The following is a 22,468-nucleotide window of genomic DNA, read 5'->3' as shown; positions in this document are numbered from 1 at the left end:
CCAGCGGACCGGCGCACCCCGGCCGGAGTGGCTACCCTCCGGCCCGTGGACGACCTGACAGCGCTGGCCGCCGAGAAGACGGCGGTCCGGCGGAGCGTGCTGGCCCGCCGGGCGGCTCGGACCGACGCCGAGCGCGCCGCGGCGGCCGACGCGATCACCGACGCGCTGCTGCCGGAACTGGCGCGGTTCGGCACGGTCGCCGCCTTCTGCCCCGAACCCAGCGAGCCGGGGGCGGGCCGGCTGCCGTCGGCCTACGCGGCCCTGGACGCCCGGGTGCTGCTCCCGGTGGTCCCCAGCACCGGCCGGGAGATGGAGTGGGCGGTGCGCACCGACCGGCTCGTGGCGGGCCGGTACGGGTTGCTCGAACCGATCGGGGTGCGGCTGCCGCCCACCGAGCTCGGCAGCGCCGACGCGATCGTGCTGCCCGCGGTGGCCATCTCCCGGGCGGGCGTCCGGCTGGGTCGCGGCGGCGGCTACTACGACACGTCACTGGTGCACGCCCGCCCCGACGCCGTCCTCGTGGCTCTGGCCTTCGACGACGAACTGGTCGACGAGCTGCCCGCGGAGCCCCACGACCGGCTGGTCACCGCGGTCGTCACTCCGTCCGGTGGCTGGCAGGCGCTACCCGCGAGTCACTGACACGCTGGGCGGCGTCCTCGTCACCGTCGACGGGAGAGTGCCCGTGTCACCCGAGATCGTCACCATCCTGGCGCTGGTCGTCATCTTCGCCATCGCCACGTTCCTGCCGATCAACATGGGGGCGCTGGCGTTCGTCGCGGCCTTCCTCGTCGGCACGCTGTCGGTCGGGCTGAGCACCGACGACATCCTGGGCGGCTTCCCCGCGGAGCTGGTGCTGACGCTGATCGGCGTCACGTACCTGTTCGCCATCGCGCAGAACAACGGCACCGTGGACCTGCTCGTCCGCGGGGCGGTGCGACTGGTCGGGGGCCACGTCGCGGCCATCCCCTGGATCATGTTCCTCGTCACCGCGCTGCTCACGGCCATCGGCGCGCTCTCCCCGGCGGCGGTCGCGATCATCGCGCCGATCGCGCTCACCTTCGCCGCCCGGCACGGGATCAGCCCCCTGCTGATGGGGATGATGGTCATCCACGGCGCGCAGGGCGGCGGCTTCTCCCCCATCAGCGTCTACGGCGTCACGGTCAACACGATCGTCGAGGACGAGGGGCTGCCCGGCAGCCCGCTGGCCGTCTTCCTGGGGGCCCTGTGCTTCAACCTGGCCATCGCGCTCGTGCTGTTCTTCGTGTTCGGCGGCCGGAAGCTGATCGGCCGCAAGGTGGCGGCCGAGCCGCTGCCGCACACCGAGCACGCGCACGGCACGGTCGTCCGCGGCCACGGCGCGGCCCCCGGTCCCGCGGTCGGCGGGGACGACGACGAGCACGTGCACCCCGACGTCCCGCAGCCGGTGCGCTTCGAGCAGGTCCTGACGCTGGTCGGGCTGGTCGTCGTCGCCGTCCTGGCGCTGGTCTTCGACCTGGACATCGGCTTCGTCTCCATCACCGTCGCCGTCGTGCTGGCGCTGTTCTCGGCGCAGCAGCACAAGGGCGCGGTCACCCAGATCAGCTGGTCGACCATCCTGCTGATCGCCGGTGTGCTGACCTTCGTCTTCGTCCTGCAGGAGGCCGGCACGATCGACTACGTCGGCGACGCGGTGATCGGGCTCGGTGTGCCCCTGCTGATCGCGCTCCTGCTCGCCTACATCGGCGGGGTGGTGTCGGCCTTCGCGTCGTCGACGGCGATCATCGGCGTCGCCATCCTGCTCGCGGTGCCCTTCCTGGAGTCCGGGGAGATCAGCGCCGTGGGCGTGGTGGTCGCCCTGTCGGTGGCCTCGACCATCGTCGACGTGAGCCCGTTCTCCACCAACGGCGCGCTGGTGCTGGCCAACGCGCAGGACGTCGACAGGGACCGCTTCTACAAGCAGATCCTCGGCTACTCCGCGATCGTCGTCGCCGTCGGGCCGTTGCTGGCCTGGCTGGTGTTCGTCGTCCCCGGGTGGCTGTGACACAGATCGGAGACCCCGTGTCCGGACCGCTCGACGGCGTGCTCGTCGTCGACCTCACCCGCGCCCTCGCCGGCCCGCACGCCGGGATGATGCTGGGCGACCTCGGCGCCCGCGTCATCAAGGTCGAGAACCCCGGTTCCGGTGACGACACCCGCGGCTGGGGGCCGCCGTTCGTGGACCCCGCCTCCGGCGAGGCAGCCCGGGAGTCGACCTACTTCCTGTCGACCAACCGCAACAAGGAGTCGGTCACGCTGGACCTCAAGCAGGCGTCCGACAAGGACCTCCTCCGGGAGCTGATCCGCCGCGCCGACGTGCTGCTGGAGAACTTCCGGCCCGGCACGCTGGCCCGCCTCGGGTTCGGCACCGACGTGCTCGAGTCGCTCAACCCGCGCCTGGTGACGCTGTCGATCAGCGGCTTCGGCCACGACGGTCCCGAGGGCGGCCGGGCCGGGTACGACCAGATCGCGCAGGGTGAGGCCGGGCTGATGTCGCTGACCGGCTCGGGCCCGGAGGACCCGCAGCGCGTCGGCGTCCCGATCGGAGACCTGCTGGCCGGCATGTACGGCGCCTACGGGGTCCTGGCCGCGCTGCTGGAGCGCGAGCGGACCGGCCGCGGCCAGGTGGTGCGCACCTCGCTGCTGGCGGCGGTCGTCGGCGTGCACGCGTTCCAGGGGACGGCGTGGACGGTGGCCGGCCAGGTCGGCCGCGCCCAGGGCAACCACCACCCCTCGATCGCGCCTTACGGCCTGTTCTCCTGCGCCGGCGGCAGCGTCCAGCTCTCCTGCGGGTCGGAGTCGCTGTGGCGCAAGCTGTGTGCGGAGTTCGGCCTGGACGCCGACGCCCCCGGCCTGGCGACCAACGGCGAGCGGGTCGGCAACCGCCGGCAGGTCATCGAACTGCTGGAGCGGGCCTTCGCCGACATCGCACCGGAGGAGCTGCTCGTGCGGCTGGCCGCGGCCGGGATCCCCGCGGGGAAGGTCCGCACCATCGACGAGGTCTACACGTGGGACCAGGCCCTGTCCCAGGGGCTCCTCGTCGACGTCGAGCACCAGACGCTGGGCCCGCTGCAGCTCCCCGGCCCCCCGTTGCGCTTCTTCGCCCCCGGCCGGGACGGCGAGACCGAGACCACCCGGCGCGAGCACTCCGCCCCGCCGGTGCTCGGCTCGTCGAACGAGGCGGTCCGCGCCTGGCTGGCGCAGTCCCCGTGACCCGTGGTCCCGACGCCCGCACGCTGCGGGACCGCGTGCTCGACCCCGGGTCGTGGCAGACCTGGGACACCCCGGTCGTGGTCGGGGACGTGCCGGCCGACTACGCCGCGGAGCTGGCGCACGCGGCGGAGCGCACCCGGCAGGACGAGTCGATCATCACCGGGGAGGGACGGCTGCGCGGCCGCCGGGTGGCCGTCGTCGCCGGCGAGTTCGGCTTCCTCGCCGGCTCCATCGGGGTGGCCGCGGCCGAGCGGCTGATCGCGGCGGTCGAGCGGGCCACCGAGGAGGGCCTGCCGCTGCTGGCGGCCCCCGTGTCGGGCGGCACCCGCATGCAGGAGGGCACCGTCGCGTTCCTGCAGATGATCGGCATCACCGCGGCGATCGCCCGGCACAAGGCGGCCGGGCTGCCCTACCTGGTGTACCTGCGGAACCCGACGTTCGGCGGGGTGCTGGCCTCCTGGGGCTCCACGGGGCACGTGACGATCGCCGAGCCCGGCGCCGCGATCGGCTTCCTGGGCCCGCGGGTGTACGAGGCCCTCTACGGCGAGCCGTTCCCGGAGGGTGTGCAGACCGCCGAGCACCTCGCCGACCGGGGCCTGATCGACGCCGTCGTCCCCCACGAGGAGATCGCCGAGGTCGCCGACCGGGCGCTGCGGGTGCTGGCCGCCCGGCAGACCTGGCACCGGGACGTCGCCGGCGCCGAACCACCCCGCCCGGAGGACGGCACCGACGCCGGGCTGGGCGACACGGACGGTGCCGACCACCGCAGCGCGTGGGACGTCGTCACCGCGTCCCGCCGCGAGGACCGGCCGGGCGTGCGACGGCTGCTGCGGACGGCGGCCACCGACGTCGTGGGGCTCTCGGGCACCGGCGCGGGCGAGAAGGACCCCGGGCTGCTGCTGGCCCTGGCCCGCTTCGGCGGCGCACCCTGCGTGGTGCTCGGGCAGGACCGGCGCGGGCAGTCGCTGTCGGCACCGCTGGGGCCGGCCGCGCTGCGGGAGGCCCGTCGCGGCATGCGGCTGGCCGCGGAGCTGCGGCTGCCCCTGGTCACGCTCATCGACACCCCGGGCGCGGCGCTGTCCAAGGAGGCCGAGGAGGGTGGGCTGGCCGGTGAGATCGCCCGCTGCCTGCAGGACCTGGTGATGCTCGAGGCGCCGACGCTCGCGGTGCTGCTCGGACAGGGCACCGGTGGGGGCGCGCTGGCACTGGTGCCGGCCGACCGGGTGCTCGCCGCGGCCAACGGGTGGCTCGGCCCCCTGCCGCCGGAGGGCGCGTCGGCGATCGTGCACCGCACCGTCGACCGTGCGGACGAGATGGCCGCCGCGCAGGGGGTGCGGGCCACCGACCTGTGGCGGGCCGGGATCGTGGACCGGGTCGTGCCCGAACGCCCCGACGCCGCCGACGAGCCGGTCGAGTTCTGCCGGCGACTGGGCCGGGTGCTGGGTGAGGAGCTGGCCAACCTGCTCGGCCGGGACGACGGCGCCCGCTTCCGCAGCCGGCTGCACCGCTACCGCCACCTCGGCCGCCAGGTCCCGCCGCCGTCGGCGTCGCCGGGCCGATGACCAGGTGACCTGATCATCCGGTGCCACCCTCGCGACCAGTGGTGAGGGTGGAGCCGGAACGGTGGTGGGGACGGCGCCGAGCGAGGGACGACGCAGGATGCGCCAGGATCGCCGCCGTGGACCGACGACCCGTCCGACGGCTGCGCCCCGACCCCGACGCGCCGCGGCTGCCGGACGACGTCTGGCCGGCCTCCGTTCCCGCCGTCGCCCAGGTGCTCCGCGCGGGGCTGGAGCTGGGGGCCGGCGCCACGGTGTTGGTCGGCGAGAACGGGTCGGGCAAGTCGACGGTGCTCGAGGTGCTGGCCGCGGCACTCGGGGTGAACGCCGAGGGCGGGTCGCGGAACACCCGGCACACGACGCGGCGCAGCGAGCCCGGCAGCTTGGACCTCATCGTCGAGCGCAGTCCCGGCGCCGACCGCTGGGCCTACTTCCTGCGCGACGAGACGCTGCACGGTCTCTACAGCTACCTGGAGGACAACCCGCCGGCCAGGGGTGTGGAACCGCTCTTCCACGAGCTCTCCCACGGCGAGGCGTTCCTGGCGCTGCTGGGCGCTCGGGCCTCACCCCGCGGCCTGTACCTCCTCGACGAGCCCGACGCCGCGCTGTCCTTCACCGGCACCCTGTCGCTCGTCGTCCGGCTGGCCGAGCTCGTGGCGGGCGGCGCGCAGGTCGTCGTCGCGACGCACTCCCCCGTCCTCGCCGCGCTGCCGGGCGCGACCCTGCTGGAGGTCGGCCCCTGGGGACTGCGGCCAGCGGAGTGGGACGAGCTCGAGCTGACCGCCAACTGGCGGCAGTTCCTGGGGGACCCGTCGTCCTTCCTCCGCCACCTCAGCTGAGGATCACGCCGCCGGACGGCCCTGTCCCGCCAGCCCCCACGCCTCCGCGACCAGCTCGAGGCTGCGCAACCGCTCCTCCACCCCGTGGGTGGACGCCGACAGCATGAGCTCGTCGGCCCCGGTGTCCGCGGCCAGCTGGTGCAGCCGGGCCACCGCCGACCCGACGTCCCCCACGATCGCGTTGCTGGGCATGGCCTCGGCCGCCGCCCGCTCGGGGTCGGCCTGCGCCTCCTCGACGCCGGGCACCGGGCGCGGCCGGTTCAGCCGCAGCGCCAGCCGCATCAGCTGCCCGGGCAACGCCAGCCGGCGGGCCTCCTCGTCGGTCTCGGCGGCGAGCACGTTCGCCGTGACGATCGTGTACGGCTCCTGCAGCGCCGGCGACGGGCGGAAGGTGTCGCGGTAGAGCTGGACGGCGGTCAGCGTGTTCGGGCCGCCGAAGTGGTGGGCGAAGGCGAACGGCAGCCCGAGGTGCCCGGCCAGCTGCGCGGAGAAGCCGCTGGATCCCAGCAGCACCACCTGGGGCGACGACCCGGCCGCGGGGGTGGCGCGGAACCGCTCGGCGAGGCCGCCCTCCACGCGGGGGTCGCCGAAGAGGCCGAGCAGGTCGATGAGGTGCTGCGGGAAGTCGTCGGCCGACAGCGCCGCCGGATCGCGGCGCAGCGCGATCGCTGTCTGCTGGTCGGTGCCGGGCGCCCGTCCGATGCCCAGGTCGATCCGGCCGGGGTGCAGGGCCTCCAGGATGGCGAACTGCTCCGCGACGACCAGCGGCGCGTGGTTGGGCAGCATGACCCCACCCGAGCCGAGCCGGATCCGCTCGGTGACGGCGGCCAGGTGGGCGATGAGCACCGGCGGGCTGGTGCTGGCCACGGCCGGCATGTTGTGGTGCTCGGCGACCCACAGGCGGGTGTACCCGAGCCGGTCGGCGGCCTGCGCCACGCGGGTGGTCGCCGCCAGGGCGTCGGCGGAGGACTGCCCCGAGCCGACGGTGGCCAGCTCGAGGACGGACAGCGGCAGCGACTCGGACATCACGCGGCGACAACGCCGGACGGCGGCGGGCGCTTCCCCCGGGAGGTCAGCGGGCGGCGTCCGCGCCGTGCTCGACGCGCAGGCTGTGGTCGGGGTCGAGCCGCTCCACCACCACCTCGAGCGCCTCCCCCAGCGCGCGGGACTGCTCCTCGGTCAGGGGGTCGAACAGCGCCGCCCGGACGGCGTCGACGTGGCCGGGCGCGACCGCGCGGACGACGTCCCACCCGTCGTCGGTGAGGACGGCGAGGTTGCCGCGACCGTCCTCGGCGGAGCGCTCCCGGCGGACCAGCCCGCGGTCCTCGAGCCGGGCGACCGTGTGCGAGAGCCGGCTCTGCGACTGGTTGGCCCGCCGCGCCAGGTCGCTCATCCGCCGGCTGCGCCCCGGTGCCTCCGAGAGCATGGCGAGGACGACGTAGGCGGCGTGGCTGATGCCGGCGTCCCGTTGCAGCTGCGCGTCGAGGACCCGCGGGACGAGCTCGGCGACGGTGAGCCAGGCCCGCCACGTCCGCTGCTGCTGCTCGTCGAGCCACTGCTGTGCCACGGCCCGACCGTACTGGCGGACCGCCCGGCCGAGGACGCCGGACGGCGCAGCGACGCCGTCGACCGTCGTCCCGCAGCCCTCCCTCAGGATGTTGAAGTCTCAAGCAATTGGGTCTACGGTTGCCTCGTTGAGACTTCAAGCAACCCGGAGACGACCATGAGCCCGACCGCGACCGCCGACGCCCGCATCCCCGCGCAGCACCCGTTCGCCGCACACCTGCGCCGCGTCGCCGCCGCCGGCCCGCAGCGGGAGTGGACGCCGGAGGACGGGCCGCTGCCCAGCCTCTACCTCAGCCACGGTGGCGGTCCGCTGCCCTTCGAGAGCCCGGAGTGGCTCGACCCGCTGCACGACTGGGCGCGGACACTGCCCAAGCCCCGGGCCGTCCTCGTCGTGAGCGCGCACTGGGAGTCCGCGCCGCTGTCGGTCAGCGCCCCCCGGCCGAGCGAGCTGGTCTACGACTTCGGCGGCTTCGACGGGCTGTACTACTCGTTCCGCTACGACACCCCCGACGCCACCGAACTGGCCCGCCAGGTCGTGGGGCTCGTGCCGGACACCGACCGGGTGCACGAGCACACCCGCCGCGGCCTGGACCACGGCGCGTGGGTGCCGCTCAAGATCATGTACCCGGACGCCGACGTCCCGGTGCTGCAGCTGAGCCTGCCCACCGACGACCCCGACCGGCTGCTGGCCCTCGGCGAGCGGCTCCGCCCGCTGCGCGAGCAGGGCGTGCTGGTCGTCGGCTCCGGCCACATGACCCACGGCCTGCCCTTCCTCACCCGGGAGATGTGGCTGGAGAACCGGGTGCCGGGCTGGTCGGCGGACTTCGACGCCTGGGCCGCCGACGCACTGGCCCGCGGCGACGTCGCCGAGCTCGCCCGCTTCCGCACCGCCGCCCCGGGCATGCCCTACGCGCACCCGACGGTGGAGCACTTCACGCCGCTGTTCGTCACCCTCGGCGCGGCCACGGATCCCACCGCACCGGTCACCACGACGCTCGACGGCTACGGCGTCGGCCTCTCCCGGCGCTCGTTCCAGGCCGCGTGAGCAGCGGGACCCGCGCGCCGGTCGCCGGCGACCGGCCGCGCTGGCTGGACCGGACGGAGATGGCTGCCTGGTTGCCGCTGGTCCGCCTGGTGACGCTGCTGCCGCAGCGGCTGGACCGGCAGTTGCGCGAGGACGCCGGCATCGGCCACGTCTACTACCAGGTCCTCGCGATGCTCTCCGAGGCGCCGGACGAGCAGCTGCGGATGAGCGAGCTGGCGGGACTCACGGCCACCTCGCCGAGCCGCATGTCGCACGCCGTCAGCGCCCTGGAGGAGCGGGGCTGGGTGGTCCGCTGCCCAGTCGAGCAGGACGGCCGGGGCCAGCTCACCCGCCTCACGGCGGCCGGCCGCACCGCGATCGAGCAGCTCGCGCCCGGGCACGTCGCGGAGGTCCGCCGGCTGGTCTTCGACCCGCTCACCGACGACGAGGTCGACCAGCTCGCCCGCCTCACCACCAAGCTCCTCGGCAGCGCGTCGAGGTGAACCGTCCGCCAGGAGGACAGCCATGAGGATCGGCGCCGTCGACGTCGGCGGCGCCGTCGCCCGCGGCGCCACCGAGGCCGGTCACAGCGTCACCGTGACCGCGACCGACCCCACCCACGCGCAGGCCCTCGCCGACCAGGTCGGCGGCACCCCCGCCGCGAACGCGGCCGCCGCCGCCGGCGAGGCCGACGCGATCGTGCTCGCCGTCACCGACCACTCCGGCGCCGAGGAGCTGCAGGCCCGGCTGCCGGGCGCACACGTGATGAAGGCGTTCGACACCGTCTTCGCCTCGAAGCAGGCCGACCCGGTCGCCGACGGCACCGTGCTCGACGGCTTCTACGCCGGTGACGACCAGCAGGCCGAGTCCACCGTCGCAGAGCTGCTCGCCGGCATCGGGTTCCGCGCCGTCGACGCCGGACCGCTGGCCCAGGCCCGGGCGCTGGAGCACATGGCCTTCCTCGACATCCGCCTCAACGCCTCCAACGGCTGGCCCTGGCAGTCCGGCTGGGAGCTCGTCGGTCCCACCGGCTGACCTCGTCGGCCGCGCGACGCCACCCCGGCGCCGCGCGGCCGGTGCAGTCCGCCCCCGCGGGGCAGCCGCCCGCCTGGTCCGGCGTCGTCCGCTCGGGAGAATGTCTCCGGGCGCGCGGAGGATGCCGCCCATGTCCACCTCTCCTGCGCAGCGACACCACGCCATCGACTACGTGGAACTCACGGTCACCGATCTCGACGTCGCCAAGCGGTTCTACGCCGAGGCGTTCGAATGGCAGTTCACCGACTACGGGCCCGGCTACGCCGGCTTCCGGGACCAGCCGGGTGCCACCGCCCCCGAGAGGGGTGGCCTGCGCCTGGATGCCGCGGCGCCGGCGGGCGGTGGTCCGCTCGTGCTGCTGTACTCCGCCGACCTGGACGCGTCGGTGGCGGCCGTGACGCGCGCCGGTGGTCGCGTCGTGCAGGGGCCGTACGAGTTCCCCGGTGGACGCCGGTTCCACTTCGCCGACCCGGCCGGGAACCAACTGGGCGTCTGGGCCGAGGCGTGAGGGCCGGCGTCGTCCGGAGTGACGCTCGCCGACGCACGAGGCAGCGAGCCTGACCGTCGCGCCGCGCGATCGTGCGACCGCGGGAGCAGCGTGCGTCACTGCGTGCGGCGGGTGTGGATCGCGGTGTGGCTCCGGGACCTGCGCCCCGGGCGGAGCGCGCACGTCAGCCGTCCGTGGATCGACGTCGCGAGCTCGGTGCGCGGCCGCGGAACGGAGCAGGTGGACCGCCGGGACGGCGGCTGCAGGTGGTCCGACAGGATCGCGACCCGGGCGGTCCACTGCGCTACCGTCGCGCCCTTACCGGGAGTGCGCCCGCTGCTCTGCGGCGGCCGGCGACGCCGCGACATCGAGGCTCAGGCCTCCCCGCCGTCGACCTGCTGCTCGGGCGGCTCCGCGAGGCGGGCCTGCAGCCGGACCCACCGGAGCGGATCGGCCCCGCCGGAGCTGCGCTCCGCGCGGTGACCGCCGTCCCGCTGAGGACGTCGGTCACCCGGGGCCGGTCGGTGCAGCCCGCGGCTGGAGAGACGACTGCAGCCACGCGCGCGGCGCGTTCGCGATGCACGCTCGCGCCCCCGGTCCAGCGCACGCGGAGTTCGCGGTCGCGCTCGTGGAGCGCGTGGACGTGACACTCGCCGACACCCGTGGACGGACGCCGCTCGGACGCGCATCATTGGCAGTCGCCGGGTTCGAGTGCCAGCCCGGTCCGCCTCACGAGGAGTCCACCCGCTGTGCCCACGTACCAGTACGCCTGCACCAACGTCGACGCCAAGCACGAGTTCGAGGTCGTGCAGTCGTTCACCGACGCGCCCGTGAGCGAGTGCCCGGAGTGCGGCAGCCCGGTGCGCAAGGTCTACGGGTCGGTCGGCGTCGTCTTCAAGGGCTCGGGTTTCTACCGCACCGACAGCCGGTCGACGTCCTCGGCGGGTGAGTCCGCCTCCTCCCCCGGCGGGAAGAAGGAGTCCTCCCCTGCCCCGGCCGCCGCGGGCAGCAGCTCCTCCACCGGGTCGTCCGGCAGCTCCACGGCCAGCAGCACGTCCGGGAGCAAGGCCGCCGCCAGCTGACGTCCCGGCGGCCGGTCCACAGCCCGGCCGCCCGTCCACACATCGCCGCGCGGGACGCCGTTCGGTGCGGGGCGGCGGCACCGTGGCGGCATGGTCCGCTTCCGCCGTCCCCGTTCGCTGCTGCACACCGGGCGACAGGTCCTCGCCGCGCTGCTCGCCGTGACCGCGCTGGTCCTCGCGCTGCGCCCCTCCCCCGTGCCGTCCGCGTCCCCGGCGCCGGAGACGGTCCCGGTCGTCGTCGCGGCCGCCGACCTGCCGCCGGGCGTCCTGGCCGACGGCGACCTCCGGGTCGCCCGGTACCCGCCGGGGCTGCGACCCGGCGGGGCCGTCGCCGACACCGCGTCGCTGGTCGGCCAGTCCCTCGCGGCCGCCACCCGGGCCGGAGAGCCGGTCACCGACGTCCGGCTGGTCGGCACCGGCCTGACCGCCCAGCTCGCCGCGGGTCAGGTCGCGGCCCCGGTGCGGCCGGCGGACCTGGCGGTGAGCGCCCTGGTGCGCCCGGGCGACCGCGTCGACGTGCTGGCCACGACGCCCGGGGCCGACCGGGCCGAGGTGGTGGCCGCCGGCGCCCTGGTGCTGGCCGCGCCGGGGCCGGACGACGCCGGAGACGGGCTGCTGCTGCTCGCCGTCGACGCACCGACGGCCGCGCTGCTGGCCGCCGCCGCCTCCGCCGCCACCCTCACGCTCAGCCTGCCGCGCCCGGGGTAGACGCGCTGTGGACGGACGACCACTGCGTGTGCGTGGATGACGCCATGCTCACGGGCTTCAAGGACTTCCTGCTGCGCGGCAACATCGTCGACCTCGCGGTCGCCGTGGTCATCGGCACCGCGTTCACCGCCCTGGTGAACGCGTTCGCCGAGTCTTTCCTCACCCCCCTGATCGGCCTGGTCGGCGGGGGCGGCGAGCTCGGCGGCACCTTCTCCGTGAACGGCCAGACGTTCGGCTGGGGCGCGTTCACCAGCCAGGTCATCACCTTCGTGCTAACCGCGGCGGTCGTCTACTTCGCCGTCGTGCTGCCGATGAAGGCGATCATCGAGCGGCGCAAGCGCGGGGAGGAGGCCGGCCCCGCCGAGCCGACGCAGGTGGAGCTGCTGGCGGAGATCCGCGATCTGCTCCGCGCCCAGCAGGGCGCCGGCGGTGGCCCCCTGCAGGACTCCGCCGCGAACCCGTGACGGGCAGGGGGTCCTCCTTCAGTCGCTGCCCCAGTGCGGCGGGCGGTCCTCGAGGTAGCGCCGGTCGTCGGCGGAGCGGTCCTCCGGGCGCTCCCCCCAGCCGACGTCGCGGTCGTCCGGTGCCCGCCCGCCGGCCGCAGCAGCGGCCGGCGCGGGTGGGTCGACCGGAGGCCGGCCCAGCCCCTCCAGCACCTGCGCGGCGGGCAGCGCCGCCACCGCGGCGCCCGGCACCGCCAGCTTGCTCCCGCGGATGCCGGAGCCCACCACCACCAGCTCGGTGGCGGCCACCGCCGGGTCGACCAGCACCGGCCAGGACGCCGGCAGCCCGAGGGGGGTGATGCCGCCGTAGGCCATGCCGCTCTCGGCGACGGCGACGTCCTGCGGCGCGAAGGACGCCTTGCGCGCCCCCAGGTGCCGCCGCACCACGCCGTTGACGTCCGCCCGGGTGGTGGCGGGCACGAGGCAGGCGGCGAGCACCGTCTGCCCGGCCCGGCGGGCGGCGACCACCACACAGTTGGCAGAGACCTCCAGCGGCACCCCGTAGGCCTCGGTGAACGCCGCGGTGTCGGCCAGCTCGTCGTCGATCTCGGCCACCCAGGCCGCACCGGTCAGGGAACCGAGCGCCTCGGCGACCGGCGGGGCCAGCAGCTCGGGCCGGTCGGCAGCCGGGATCCAGGTCAGGGAGCCGAGCCGGGGAGCGCCGGCGGGAGACGGGACCACGGGGACGATCCTGCCCCGGTGGCCGGAACGCTGCGGCAACCGGCCCGGATCTCGCTGGTGGGCCGCGGGGTGAGCACGCAGGATGACCCCATGATCGGCCAGCTGCACTCCGTCGTCATCGACGCCCCAGACGCCCACGCGCTCGCCACCTTCTACGCCGAGCTGCTCGGCATGGAGGTCAGCCGCGGCGAGCCGGGCGACGAGTGGGTCGTCGTCACCGGCCAGGGGTACCGGCTGGCCTTCCAACAGGCACCCGACCTGAAGCCCCCGGACTGGCCCGACCCCGACCGCCCCCAGCAGTTCCACCTCGACATCCGGGTGGCCGACGTCGAGGAGGCCGAGCCCAAGGCGCTGGCCCTCGGCGCCCGCCGGCTGCCCGGTGAGGGCGGGGACTTCCGCGTGTACGCCGACCCCGTGGGTCACCCGTTCTGCCTGGTGTGGGACGCGTGACCGGATCGCTGCCCGACGTCGACCTCGCGGCGGCCAGCCGCTTCGTCGCCGCGTCGGGCTTCGTGGTCGTCGAGATCAGCGGCTCCCGGGTCACCGGGCACGTCGACCTCGGACCGGACCAGCACACCCCCTGGGGCGTCGTCCACGGCGGGGTCTACTGCACCGTCGTGGAGTCCGCCGCCAGCATCGGGGCGAGCGCGGCGGTCGCGGAACGAGGTCAGTTCGCGGTGGGGGTGAACAACAACACCGACTTCCTCCGGCCGATGAGCACGGGGCGGATCGACGTCCTCGCCGAGCCGATCCAGCAGGGCCGCACCCTGCAGCTGTGGCTGGTGACCCTCAGCCGCACCGACGACGGCAAGGCGGTCGCCCGGGGGCAGGTCCGGTTGCAGAACGTCCCGCTGCCCGGAGCGTGACGGGCGGGGACCGCCGGACGCGCGCGGTCGCCGCTGCCCGGGCGGTCGCCGCCGCGCACGGGGTCCGGACCGAGGAGGCGCGGGTGCTGCAGGACGGGATCAACGTCGTCGTCCACCTGGCGCCGGCGCCGGTCGTCGCCCGGGTGGCCACGCTGACCACGCTGCTGCGGCCGGACGTGGCCCGCCACCTCGGCCGCGAGGTCGCGGTCGCCGGCGCCCTGGCCGGAGCCGGTGCGCCGGTGGTGCCACCCAGCGACCTCCTGCCGCCCGGCCCGCACGAGCACGAGGGCGCCGCGCTGTCCTTCTGGACGCACGTGACCGTGCTCCCGCAGGCGCCGACCCCGCGGGACGTCGCCGCCGCGCTGGCCGACCTCCAGGGCTGGCTGGCCGGCGTCCCTCCTGTCGGCGACCCGCTGGACACCCCGCTGGACGACCTGGCCCACTTCGTCCGGCACGGGGTCCGGTGGGGCGCCGACCCCGTCCAGCTCGACCGCCTCGGCGCCCAGGTGGACCGGTTGCGTCCCCGGCTGGCCGGAGCGGTCACCCAGCTGCACGGCGACGCCCACCCCGGCAACCTGCTGGCCACCCCGCGCGGCTGGCTGTGGACCGACCTCGAGGACGCCTGCCCCGGCCCCATCGCCTGGGACCTCGCCTGCCTGCGGTCGACCTCCCGGCTGGACGGGCGGGCCGCGCTCGACGCCCTGCCCGGCGCGCCCTCGGACGCGGAGCTGGCGCCCTGGTGGGAGCTGCGCCGGCTGCACGCGGCGGCCTGGTCGATGGTCGCGGCCAGCGGACACCCGCGGCTGCGTCCCGCGGCGGTCGAGCGCCTGGCCGCCGCGCTCGCGCCGGTCAGGCCCCGGGGTCGAGGATGACGGAGAACAACGCCCGGGGGTCCTGCAGAGTCGCCGGCGGACGGGCGGCCGCGCGGGGCACGACCCGGTCGAAGTGGGCCCGGCGCCGGTGCGGCAGCAGCTCGCGGCCCGCGAAGGCGTAGTCCCCGGTCACCGCGCCCAGCAGCAGGCCGGCCCCGTGCTCGATGGGCAGCCCGACCCGGTCGCCGGGGCGCACCTCGTCCAGGAAGGTCGACAGCTGGCGCAGGTCCTTGGCCGGCCGCCGCCCCGAGATCTCCTTCGCCAGCGCACGCAGCTCGGCCGGTTCCAGCCCGGTCGCGTCGACGTCGATGCCCGACTGCGTGCCGAGACCGACGATGCCCGCGGCGAGGCAGGCACCCAGCTCCGTGTGCGCGCGGGGCCGCACCACCCACACCCGCTGCCCCTCGGCCGGCGGCGCGGGCGGGACGTCGTCGGGCTCGGGCCAGACGTAGGGCAGGTCCTCGGGCTCGGCGCCGAAGACGGGAGTGAGCCGCGGCCGGTAGAAGTCCGGCTCCTTGGCCAGGAGGTTCGACCGGTGCGAGAGGTGCAGCGCCTCGTCCCCCACCCACGAGGGCAGCAGCCCGGCGCGGGCCAGCTCCTCCTGCTCGACACCCACCACGTCGGGCGCGAACTCGGCGATGAGCGCGTGCGTGCTGTCGGCAAAGCCGCGCGCCCGCCAGACCCGGACCATCGCCAGCCCGTAGGCGACCAGCGCCGGGGTCCTGCCCCGCCACATCCGGACCACCGGGTGCGAGGCCCAGCCGTAGTCGGGCAGCTCCAGGGCCCGCAGGACCTGCAGCGTCTCCACCCGCTGCTTGCCCAGGCGGGGGGAGTCCAGGAGCCGGGCGCTCTCCTCGAAGTCGGGGACGGGCAGGAAGGTCTGCATCGCCGGCTCTCCTGCCCGTGCCGGTCGTGGATCAACCGCTGGACGGACCCGCCTCCGTGCAGAGCCCGTGGCGCGCTCGCGGAGCGGTGGGCTCCTCCCTCAGCCACCGAGCTCGGCGAGCGCCGCTTCCCAGCGGGCCCGTCGGACCGCGGCGTCCTGGTCCCACCAGGCCGGGCCGCGCTCTCCCAGGCCGGTCTTGGCGAGCTGCACGCGGGCGCGGGCGGCGGCGACCGCGGCGTCGTCCCCGGCCCGGCCGGCGGTGCGGACGCCGGATCGGGCCACGCCGAGGTGGTGCAGCAGCCGCGCGCGCACCTCGTCGGGGAGGGACGGGTCGGCCGCCCGCCACCGGCGGCCGTCCACGACCAGCCATCGTCCGTCCTCGGTGCGGGTGACCTCGTGACTCATCCGGCCAGGCGCCGCGCCAGCGCGGGCAGCACCGACCCCAGCGGCGCGTCGACCCGGACGTCGACCCTCGCGTCACCCCGGGTCGGCCCGAGGTTGACCAGCGCGACCGGGATGCCCAGCTTCTCTGCTCGCAGCACGAACCGGTACCCGCTCATCACGGCCAGGGACGAGCCCAGCACCAGCAGCGCACCGGCGCTCTCCACCAGCTCGAAGCAGGTGCCCACCCGGTCGCGCGGCACGGTCTCGCCGAAGAAGACGACGTCGGGCTTGAGCGGGCCCCGGCCGCAGGCGAGGCAGTCGACCATGACGAACCCGTCGAGGACCTCGTCGGGCAGTTCGGCGTCGCCGTCGGGGTTGAGCTCGTCGGCGTGCGGACCGAAGTCCGGGTTGGCCACCCGCAGCCGCTCGTCGAGCCCGGCCCGGTCGGCCACGTCCCCGCAGGCCAGGCAGACCGTGCGATCGAGACCGCCGTGCAGCTCGACGACGTCGCGCGCCCCGGCAGCCTGGTGCAGCCCGTCGACGTTCTGCGTGACCACCCCGGTCACCAGGCCGGCCTGCTGCAGCTCGGCCACGGCCCGGTGACCGGCGTTCGGTCGCGCCGCGCGGATCTGCCGCCAGCCGACGAAGCTGCGCGCCCAGTACCGGTGCCGCCCCCGGGGGTCGCGCAGGAAGGTCTGGTAGGTCATGGGAGTGTGCCGGCGCAGGCTGCCGGTCGCACCCCGGTAGTCGGGGATGCCGGAGTCGGTGGACAGTCCGGCTCCGGAGAGGACGACGACGTCGCCGTCCCCCACCAGGTCCGTGAGGGCGTCGAGGCCGGGCGCCACGGAGGACGGTGCGGCGGCGGTGGGCACGGCGGTCACGCGAGCCATCGTCCCTCGCGATCGCCGCACGCGCCGCCGGCTCAGGAGGCGGAGAGCTCCCGCTCCAGCCGGCCCAGCAGGTCCTCGTACACCCGGCGCAGGCCCGAGGGGGCGAAGGTGCGCTCGAAGAACCCGCCGATGCCGCCGGCGCCGTCCCAGGCGGTGCGCACCCGCACGGTGCTGGTCCCGGCGTCGGACGGGTGCACCGACCAGGTCGTCACCATGGAAGAGCGCGTGTCGGTCTCCACCAGGGCACCGTCGGCGCCGTCGGACACCTCGACCAGTTGGTCGCGCACCCGCTTGGCGGTCGCCGCGAACCGCCAGGCCACACGGGTGCCCGCGCCCCGGCCGCCGGACTCGACGCGGTAGTCGCTGAACTGCTCGGGCAGCACCCGGTGCCGGGTCCCGGTGTAGTCGGCGAGCGCGGACCGCACCTGGTCCGCCGGTGCCCGGACGACGCGTTCGGCGGTGGCCACGACCTGTCCCATGACCCCATCCTGCCGTCCCTCACCACCGCTCCCGCCGCCAGGGCTGCCAGTCGGTGCACGGCTGCGGACGACCGCCACCACTGACCGCCCTGGCCGCCCCGTCCCAGGCACGCCCGCCGTCCACGGTTCCAGCGCGACGGTGGCGGGGTGGGCGGGCTCACGGTCTCGGCCACGCCGCCCAGGGGTACCGACGTCTGGTGACCGCACTGCTCTCCCTCACCCGCACCGGCTCCGGCGAGCCGCTCCTCCTGCTGCACGGCTTCGGCAGCTCCCGGCGTGACTACACCGCCGTCCGTGAGCTCCTCGCCGAGCGCTACGACGTGCTCGACGTGGACCTGCCCGGCGTCGGGCGCTCGTCGGCCCTCACGGAGCGGCCCACCATCGCGGCGATCACCGACGCCGTCGAACTGACCCTGGACGCCCAGGGTGTGGCGGGCGTGCACGTGCTCGGCAACTCCCTCGGCGCGCGGGTCGCTCTCGAGCTGGCCGTCCGCGGCCGCGCCCGTTCCGTGGTGGCCATCGCGCCGTCCGGGCTCAACGTGCCGCAGGAGCGGGCCGTCCAGGGCATCGGCATGGCGCTCGCGCGCCTGGGGATGCGCACCGTGGCGCCGCTGATCGACCCGCTGTCCCGCTCGGCGGTGGGTCGGGCTGCACTGCTGGGCCCGCTGAAGGCCCGGCCGTGGGCCACCTCGGAGGAGGAGGCCGTGGGCGCCCGCGAGGGGTTCGCCGACTCCCGCGACTACTGGCGCACCCTGCTGTGGGGGCTGATGCTCGACGTCCCCCGCGGCCTGGACCGCATCGACTGCCCGGTCACCCTCGCGCAGGGCGTGGCGGACTGGGTCTCCTCGGGTCAGACGGTGCGCTACCTGCCGATGGTGCCCGGCTCGCGGTTCAGGCCGCTGCTCTGGGCCGGCCACGCCCCGCAGTCCGACCGGCCGCGCACGATCGTCGGCCTCGTCGAGAAGACGGCACGCCGGGCGGCCGCGCCCTCACTCCTCAGCGTTGAGGTACCCGCAGCGGAAGCGAGCGCCTGACATCGCCTCGGTGAACCGCACCTCCCACGCCGGGTCGTCGGCCGGGAAGGTGTCGAAGACCCGTTCCTCGAGGACCGTCGGCAGCCCGTCCAGCCCGGTGTAGCAACGCCGCAGCAGCACCCGGGTGACGCCGTCCACCTCGTCGTGGGCCGGAGCCCAGCGGGCCTGGGCCACCGCCGCGGCCAGCTCGGCGCGCCGCCGGGCGGGCAACCGCGGTGACCCGGCGCCGGTGCCCGTCACCGGACGGGCCGTCCAGACGCCGAGGGCGTACAGGAGCAGGCCGGTCAGCAGCACCAGGACGGCGAGCTCGGCCAGCAGCACGACCATGCCCCGACGGTAGTCAGCTCGGGGCACTTCGGCGGGCCGGACGCCACCGCCCGGTAATCTCCTCCGGTACGCCCCGGTCGGCGATCCGCCGACGAGCCCCCGTAGCTCAGGGGATAGAGCATCGGTTTCCTAAACCGTGTGTCGCAGGTTCGAATCCTGCCGGGGGCACTGGCAGGTCAGGAGGTCGGCGTCGGCGTCCCGGCCGAGGCGCCGGGCGCGTCGACCGCACGACGGCCCCGTCAGCCGATCCGCTCGGCCAGGGACACGATGATCCCCTCCGGTCCGCGCACGTAGGCCATGCGCCAGACGTGCTCGTACTGTCCGATGCCGCCGACCAGGCCGTAGCCGTCCGCGGCCAGCCGGTCGACGGCCGCCTGGAGGTCCTCGACCTCGAAGGCCACGTTGCGGAGCCCCAGTTCGTTGGCCATCGCGGCGGGCGATCCCGGCTCGGGGTCGGGCCGGACGAAGCTCGACAGCTCCAGCCGGGTACCTCCGTCGGGCGGCCGCAGCATCACGATCTCCGTGCGCGAGCCGGGGATGCCGATGACGGTGTCCAGGAACTCACCCTCGACCGACATGCGCGTGCCCTCGACCTCGAGACCCAGCCCGACGAAGAACGCCGTCACCGTGTCGAGGTCGGCGACCGTGATGCCGACGTGGTCGAAGCGTCGGACGTGTGCCATGGGTTCGATCCTCTCGTGCTGGTCCCGCCGGTCAGCCGTCCGACGTGCCGACCCCGGTCACCGGCCGGCGATCCACCCCCCTCACGTCTCGCAGGCGATGAGGTCGCCGTCGGCGTCCAGGCGAGCGACGTCGCCGTAGTAGGGGAGGTGGTAGGTGAAGTAGGCCTGGGCTGCGGCCTGGTTGGCGAAGTCGCCGCAATCGAGCTCGTCGCCGGGGTCGATCGGCCGGCGCACGCCCATGGTGTCGACCCCGTTGCCGTCCCAGTCCCCGACGAAGGCGGTGTCGGACGGGTTGCCGTACTGGAACACGTTGTCGGCGACACCGGAGGTCAGGGAGTTGCGCACGTAGTAGGTGTTGCCGCGGCGCACCATGAGGCTGTCTGCCCCGAGGCTGATCGCCCAGTGCCCCACCAGGACGACGTCGCCCGGGTCGCCGTAGACGAAGACGGCGTCGGCGACGCCGGTGCTGATCGAGTTCTTGACGAAGTAGCTGTTCCCCCGGCGCACCGCGAGGGTGTCCGTGTCGTCGCCGTCCCAGTCACCGACCAGGACCGCGTCCCCGGGGTCCCCGTACGCGATGACCGCGTCGGCGACGCCGGTGCTGATGCTGTTCTTCACGTGGTAGGTGTTGCCGCGTCGCACGGCGAGGGTGTCGTCACCGTCGCCGTCCCAGTCGCCGGCCAGCACCACGTCGCCCGGGTCGCCGTAGAGGAAGACGGTGTCCGCCACACCGCTGCCGAGGTCGTTCTTGACGAAGAAGCTGTTGCCGCGACGCACCGTCGGGGTGTCGACGCCGTCGCCGTCCCAATCCGCCCAGTAGACCTCGTCCTCCGGGTCGCCGTAGACCAGCACCCGCGTGGCGTCGCCGGTGAAGGCGTCGTTGAGGAGGTACTGCGACCCGGTACCGCCGATCGTGCCGCCCTTGGCGGCGGCCACGCCACCGGTCACCAGCACGACCATCGCAGCTGCCACCACGGCGACAGCCATCCGTCCTGCTCGCTCCATCGCGTCCCCTCCCGTTCCGAGACCCTTGCGTTCGGGTGTCAGCGGGAGGCACTGTGGCACACCACGTGATCCGCGTCACCAGTCGTCGTGATGGCAGTCAGCGCAGTGCTGAGACCGACCCGGTCGCCTCCCTGTGGGACGACGGCCGGGCGATGGCTGGGGACGAGGAGCCACGTGAGGCCGTCCCGCCTCCCTCGTTCCCTCGCTTTGGGGACTGGTCGCCTCCCGTGGTGTTGCGCACCATGGACGACGATCGCACCCGGACACCTGGCCCCACGGAGGGTTGATCGTGCTGGAGCAGGAACCGGCGGTGCGGGGCATGCCCCGGCGCAGGCTCGCGCTGGTGGGTCCGGCGTTCGTCGCCGCGATCGCCTACGTCGACCCGGGCAACTTCGCCACGAACTTCAGCGCGGGTGCCGACTACGGCTACCTGCTGCTCTGGGTGATCGTCCTGGCCAACGTCATGGCGATGTTCGTGCAGGGCCTGTCGGCCAAGCTGGGGCTGGCCACCGGGCTGTCCCTGCCGCAGAACTGCCGCAGGGAGTACCCGCGCCGGGTCGTGCTGGGGCTCTGGGGGCAGGCCGAGCTGGTGGCGATGGCGACCGACCTGGCCGAGATCGTCGGCGGCGCGATCGCGCTGCACCTGCTCTTCGGGGTGGACCTGTTCGTCGGCGGGCTGATCACCGGCGCGTGGGCCTTCGTGCTGCTCGCCCTGCAGGCCCCTGGTGACCGGCGCTTCATCCGCGCGGTGACCACGTACCTCGGCTTGATCGTCTTCGCGTTCCTGCTGCTCCTGCTCAGCGCGGAGATCGACGGGTCGGACGCCGCCGGCGGGCTGGTCCCCCGCCTGGACGACACCGGCAGCCTCGTGCTGGCGGCCGGGATCCTCGGCGCCACGGTCATGCCACACGCCATCTACCTGCACTCGGCGCTGGTGACCGAGACCACCGACGCCCGGACGCTGCCGGAGAAGCGGAAGGCGCTGCGGGCCCAGCGGATCGACGTCACGACGGCGATGAGCCTGGCCGGGCTGGTGAACGTCGCGATGCTGCTGGTCGCGGCCGCCCTGTTCGCCGGCACGTCACTCGGCGACAACTCGCTCGAGGGTGCGTTCGAGGGGTTCGGTGCCTTCAGCACCGCCTCGCTGCTGTTCGCGCTCGCCCTGCTCCTGTCGGGCTTCGCCTCGTCCAGCGTCGGCACCTACGCCGGCCAGGTGATCATGCACGGCTTCCTGCGGCGACGGATCCCGCTGTTCCTCCGCCGGGCACTCACCATGGCGCCCGCGCTGGTGGTCCTGGCGCTCGGGGTCGACCCGACCCAGGCCCTGGTGATCTCGCAGGTGGTGCTCTCCTTCGGGATCCCCTTCGCGCTGGTGCCGCTGTTGCTGCTGACCCGGCGACGCGACGTCATGGGCGAGTTGGTCAACCGGCGCGGGACGACCGTGGTCGCCGTCCTGGTCACCGTCGTGATCCTGGCCCTCAACGCGGTGCTCCTCCTCCTGCTGCTCTTCTGAGCCGTTCCCCGCGGGTGGGGGCCCGTGCCGGGGTACGGGGTGGGCATGGCACTGCGCAACGCGGCGGTCGCGGCCGCGGACCGGTGGGTCGACCCCGACGACGGGATCCGCTACCCCGCCGGCGAGGTCCACGCCTGGGAACGCGGGCGCAACGAGACGGTCTGCGGGTTGGCGCTGAGCAAGTCCGGCCTGGGTCGCTTCCCGCACGTCAGCTGGGCCGACGTCCAGCCGGAGTCCGGCCGGCACGCGGAGGGCGTGCAGGCCGTCTGCCGGCGCTGCCGGGCCGCTCTCGGAGCCCGCCGGGACGAGCGCGGCTGGACGCGGACCAACCCTCGACCGTGACCGACCGACACGCTCGCTGACCTGCTGTCACCCGGCGAGGCGAAACACCCGGGGGCTTCAAGGCGTTACGGTTCCAGTACGCATGTCGAACTCCGGCAACGGCGCCGGGGCGAGCGGAGGTGGAGCGCCAGCATGGAGACGAGCGTGGTCGACGTCCCGGATCGGGGACGGTTCGAGGTCCGGCTCGACGACCGGGTGGTCGGCCTGGCCAGCTACCACATCGAGAACGGCACCATGACGCTGCCGCACACCGAGGTCGACCCCTCCGTCGGTGGCCGCGGGATCGGCAAGATCCTGGTCGCCGGCGTCCTCGCCGCCGCCCGCGAGCGGGGCCTCCACGTGCTGCCCTACTGCTCCTTCATCCGGCACTACATCCAGCAGCACCCCGAGACCGTCGACCTCGTGGCCGAGCAGGACCGGCCGCACTTCGGCCTGGAGACCGCCGACCGCTGACCTGCACGCCGGCCCCGCGCTG

29 protein-coding genes and 1 tRNA gene are annotated in these 22,468 nt (G+C 74.8%); 20 read left to right on the top strand and 10 right to left on the bottom strand.

Going from position 1 to position 22,468, the window contains the following annotated elements; all coding sequences use genetic code 11:
* The first annotated feature begins 45 nt into the window (after positions 1-45).
* From GCU56_RS07595 to GCU56_RS07575, 5 genes are all read left to right on the top strand, one after another.
* Positions 46-639 (top strand): 5-formyltetrahydrofolate cyclo-ligase, encoded by a 594-nt coding sequence (locus GCU56_RS07595; RefSeq protein ID WP_345771708.1) that lies wholly within the window; start codon positions 46-48, stop codon positions 637-639.
* Between the two features lie 43 nt (positions 640-682).
* A complete protein-coding gene (locus GCU56_RS07590) occupies positions 683-2,020 on the top strand; it encodes an SLC13 family permease (protein ID WP_163480915.1) in 1,338 nt (445 codons plus the stop codon).
* Between the two features lie 17 nt (positions 2,021-2,037).
* Positions 2,038-3,228, top strand: coding sequence for a CoA transferase (locus GCU56_RS07585; RefSeq protein WP_163480914.1), 1,191 nt, complete (start codon positions 2,038-2,040; stop codon positions 3,226-3,228).
* Positions 3,225-4,790, top strand: coding sequence for a carboxyl transferase domain-containing protein (locus GCU56_RS07580; protein WP_163480913.1), 1,566 nt, complete (start codon positions 3,225-3,227; stop codon positions 4,788-4,790). Before GCU56_RS07585 ends, GCU56_RS07580 begins: the two co-directional genes overlap by 4 nt.
* Positions 4,791-4,906: 116 nt before the next feature.
* Positions 4,907-5,626: an AAA family ATPase gene (locus tag GCU56_RS07575; RefSeq protein ID WP_204331648.1), complete on the top strand. Its 720-nt coding sequence runs from the start codon at positions 4,907-4,909 to the stop codon at positions 5,624-5,626.
* A gap of 3 nt (positions 5,627-5,629) precedes the next feature.
* Here the strand turns inward: GCU56_RS07575 and GCU56_RS07570 are convergent, their stop codons facing one another.
* Both GCU56_RS07570 and GCU56_RS07565 read right to left on the bottom strand, forming a co-directional pair.
* On the bottom strand, positions 5,630-6,652 hold the full coding sequence (locus tag GCU56_RS07570) for an LLM class flavin-dependent oxidoreductase (RefSeq protein ID WP_163480912.1): 1,023 nt from the start codon (positions 6,650-6,652) through the stop codon (positions 5,630-5,632).
* A 46-nt stretch (positions 6,653-6,698) separates the two neighbouring features.
* Positions 6,699-7,193 carry a MarR family transcriptional regulator gene (locus GCU56_RS07565; RefSeq protein ID WP_163480911.1) on the bottom strand — a complete coding sequence of 165 codons (495 nt, stop codon included), beginning with the start codon at positions 7,191-7,193 and terminating at the stop codon, positions 6,699-6,701.
* 156 nt (positions 7,194-7,349) lie between these two features.
* On the opposite strand from GCU56_RS07565, the gene GCU56_RS07560 reads away from it, so the two are divergent.
* The 7 genes from GCU56_RS07560 (at position 7,350) to mscL (ending at position 11,992) form a co-directional block, all read left to right on the top strand.
* Positions 7,350-8,237, top strand: coding sequence for a dioxygenase family protein (locus tag GCU56_RS07560; protein ID WP_163480910.1), 888 nt, complete (start codon positions 7,350-7,352; stop codon positions 8,235-8,237).
* Positions 8,234-8,719 carry a MarR family winged helix-turn-helix transcriptional regulator gene (locus GCU56_RS07555; protein ID WP_345771707.1) on the top strand — a complete coding sequence of 162 codons (486 nt, stop codon included), beginning with the start codon at positions 8,234-8,236 and terminating at the stop codon, positions 8,717-8,719. Before GCU56_RS07560 ends, GCU56_RS07555 begins: the two co-directional genes overlap by 4 nt.
* A 22-nt stretch (positions 8,720-8,741) precedes the next feature.
* Positions 8,742-9,251, top strand: a complete 510-nt coding sequence (locus GCU56_RS07550) for an NADPH-dependent F420 reductase (RefSeq protein WP_163480909.1) — start codon at positions 8,742-8,744, stop codon at positions 9,249-9,251.
* Between the two features lie 130 nt (positions 9,252-9,381).
* Positions 9,382-9,759 (top strand): VOC family protein, encoded by a 378-nt coding sequence (locus GCU56_RS07545; RefSeq protein ID WP_163480908.1) that lies wholly within the window; start codon positions 9,382-9,384, stop codon positions 9,757-9,759.
* Positions 9,760-10,487: 728 nt separating this feature from the next.
* Complete coding sequence (locus GCU56_RS07540) at positions 10,488-10,820, top strand: FmdB family zinc ribbon protein (protein ID WP_163480907.1); 333 nt, start codon at positions 10,488-10,490, stop codon at positions 10,818-10,820.
* A gap of 90 nt (positions 10,821-10,910) precedes the next feature.
* A complete protein-coding gene (gene cpaB / locus GCU56_RS07535) occupies positions 10,911-11,528 on the top strand; it encodes a Flp pilus assembly protein CpaB (protein ID WP_163480906.1) in 618 nt (205 codons plus the stop codon).
* Between the two features lie 44 nt (positions 11,529-11,572).
* On the top strand, positions 11,573-11,992 hold the full coding sequence (gene mscL / locus GCU56_RS07530) for a large conductance mechanosensitive channel protein MscL (RefSeq protein ID WP_163480905.1): 420 nt from the start codon (positions 11,573-11,575) through the stop codon (positions 11,990-11,992).
* 18 nt (positions 11,993-12,010) lie between these two features.
* Here the strand turns inward: mscL and GCU56_RS07525 are convergent, their stop codons facing one another.
* Positions 12,011-12,712, bottom strand: coding sequence for a YbaK/EbsC family protein (locus GCU56_RS07525; RefSeq protein ID WP_163480904.1), 702 nt, complete (start codon positions 12,710-12,712; stop codon positions 12,011-12,013).
* An 18-nt stretch (positions 12,713-12,730) separates the two neighbouring features.
* Here GCU56_RS07525 and GCU56_RS07520 point away from each other — a divergent pair, with 18 nt between their 5' ends.
* Genes GCU56_RS07520 through GCU56_RS07510 form a run of 3 tightly spaced genes read left to right on the top strand, consistent with a single transcriptional unit; the run spans position 12,731 to position 14,450 of the window.
* A complete protein-coding gene (locus tag GCU56_RS07520; protein WP_345771706.1) occupies positions 12,731-13,162 on the top strand; it encodes a VOC family protein in 432 nt (143 codons plus the stop codon).
* Positions 13,159-13,578, top strand: a complete 420-nt coding sequence (locus GCU56_RS07515; RefSeq protein WP_163480903.1) for a hotdog domain-containing protein — start codon at positions 13,159-13,161, stop codon at positions 13,576-13,578. Before GCU56_RS07520 ends, GCU56_RS07515 begins: the two co-directional genes overlap by 4 nt.
* Positions 13,575-14,450 (top strand): phosphotransferase, encoded by an 876-nt coding sequence (locus tag GCU56_RS07510; RefSeq protein ID WP_163480902.1) that lies wholly within the window; start codon positions 13,575-13,577, stop codon positions 14,448-14,450. Before GCU56_RS07515 ends, GCU56_RS07510 begins: the two co-directional genes overlap by 4 nt.
* Here the strand turns inward: GCU56_RS07510 and GCU56_RS07505 are convergent.
* From GCU56_RS07505 to GCU56_RS07490, 4 genes are all read right to left on the bottom strand, one after another.
* A complete protein-coding gene (locus GCU56_RS07505; protein WP_163480901.1) occupies positions 14,428-15,336 on the bottom strand; it encodes an MSMEG_6728 family protein in 909 nt (302 codons plus the stop codon). The genes GCU56_RS07510 and GCU56_RS07505 overlap by 23 nt on opposite strands.
* Before the next feature lie 99 nt (positions 15,337-15,435).
* Entirely contained in the window at positions 15,436-15,741 is a 306-nt protein-coding gene (locus tag GCU56_RS07500; protein ID WP_163480900.1) for a biopolymer transporter Tol, read from the bottom strand.
* Complete coding sequence (locus tag GCU56_RS07495; protein ID WP_163480899.1) at positions 15,738-16,610, bottom strand: NAD-dependent protein deacetylase; 873 nt, start codon at positions 16,608-16,610, stop codon at positions 15,738-15,740. The genes GCU56_RS07500 and GCU56_RS07495 overlap by 4 nt, the downstream gene beginning before the upstream one ends.
* A gap of 32 nt (positions 16,611-16,642) precedes the next feature.
* Positions 16,643-17,089 carry an SRPBCC family protein gene (locus tag GCU56_RS07490; protein WP_163480898.1) on the bottom strand — a complete coding sequence of 149 codons (447 nt, stop codon included), beginning with the start codon at positions 17,087-17,089 and terminating at the stop codon, positions 16,643-16,645.
* A 197-nt stretch (positions 17,090-17,286) separates the two neighbouring features.
* On the opposite strand from GCU56_RS07490, the gene GCU56_RS07485 reads away from it, so the two are divergent.
* Positions 17,287-18,123 carry an alpha/beta fold hydrolase gene (locus GCU56_RS07485; protein WP_204331646.1) on the top strand — a complete coding sequence of 279 codons (837 nt, stop codon included), beginning with the start codon at positions 17,287-17,289 and terminating at the stop codon, positions 18,121-18,123.
* Here GCU56_RS07485 and GCU56_RS07480 read toward each other — a convergent pair.
* Positions 18,079-18,450 (bottom strand): hypothetical protein, encoded by a 372-nt coding sequence (locus GCU56_RS07480; RefSeq protein ID WP_163480897.1) that lies wholly within the window; start codon positions 18,448-18,450, stop codon positions 18,079-18,081. The two genes, GCU56_RS07485 and GCU56_RS07480, sit on opposite strands and share 45 nt — an antisense overlap.
* 95 nt (positions 18,451-18,545) lie before the next feature.
* Here GCU56_RS07480 and GCU56_RS07475 point away from each other — a divergent pair.
* Positions 18,546-18,618, top strand: a tRNA-Arg gene (locus GCU56_RS07475).
* 71 nt (positions 18,619-18,689) lie between these two features.
* Here GCU56_RS07475 and GCU56_RS07470 read toward each other — a convergent pair.
* The gene (locus GCU56_RS07470) at positions 18,690-19,133 is read right to left on the bottom strand and encodes a VOC family protein (protein ID WP_163480896.1); all 444 of its coding nucleotides are present in this window, start codon (positions 19,131-19,133) and stop codon (positions 18,690-18,692) included.
* Between the two features lie 81 nt (positions 19,134-19,214).
* Positions 19,215-20,120 carry an excalibur calcium-binding domain-containing protein gene (locus GCU56_RS07465; RefSeq protein ID WP_163480895.1) on the bottom strand — a complete coding sequence of 302 codons (906 nt, stop codon included), beginning with the start codon at positions 20,118-20,120 and terminating at the stop codon, positions 19,215-19,217.
* Positions 20,121-20,427: 307 nt separating this feature from the next.
* Between GCU56_RS07465 and GCU56_RS07460 the strand changes: the two genes are divergently transcribed.
* From GCU56_RS07460 to GCU56_RS07450, 3 genes are all read left to right on the top strand, one after another.
* Complete coding sequence (locus tag GCU56_RS07460) at positions 20,428-21,651, top strand: Nramp family divalent metal transporter (protein WP_345771704.1); 1,224 nt, start codon at positions 20,428-20,430, stop codon at positions 21,649-21,651.
* A 45-nt stretch (positions 21,652-21,696) separates the two neighbouring features.
* Positions 21,697-21,993: a hypothetical protein gene (locus GCU56_RS07455; protein ID WP_163480894.1), complete on the top strand. Its 297-nt coding sequence runs from the start codon at positions 21,697-21,699 to the stop codon at positions 21,991-21,993.
* Between the two features lie 132 nt (positions 21,994-22,125).
* Positions 22,126-22,446 (top strand): GNAT family N-acetyltransferase, encoded by a 321-nt coding sequence (locus GCU56_RS07450; protein WP_163480893.1) that lies wholly within the window; start codon positions 22,126-22,128, stop codon positions 22,444-22,446.
* Positions 22,447-22,468: the final 22 nt, after the last annotated feature.

This window comes from Geodermatophilus sabuli (genome assembly GCF_010686765.1).
Taxonomy (GTDB): domain Bacteria; phylum Actinomycetota; class Actinomycetes; order Mycobacteriales; family Geodermatophilaceae; genus Geodermatophilus; species Geodermatophilus sabuli_A.
This window is presented reverse-complemented; position numbering and strand designations above follow the sequence as displayed.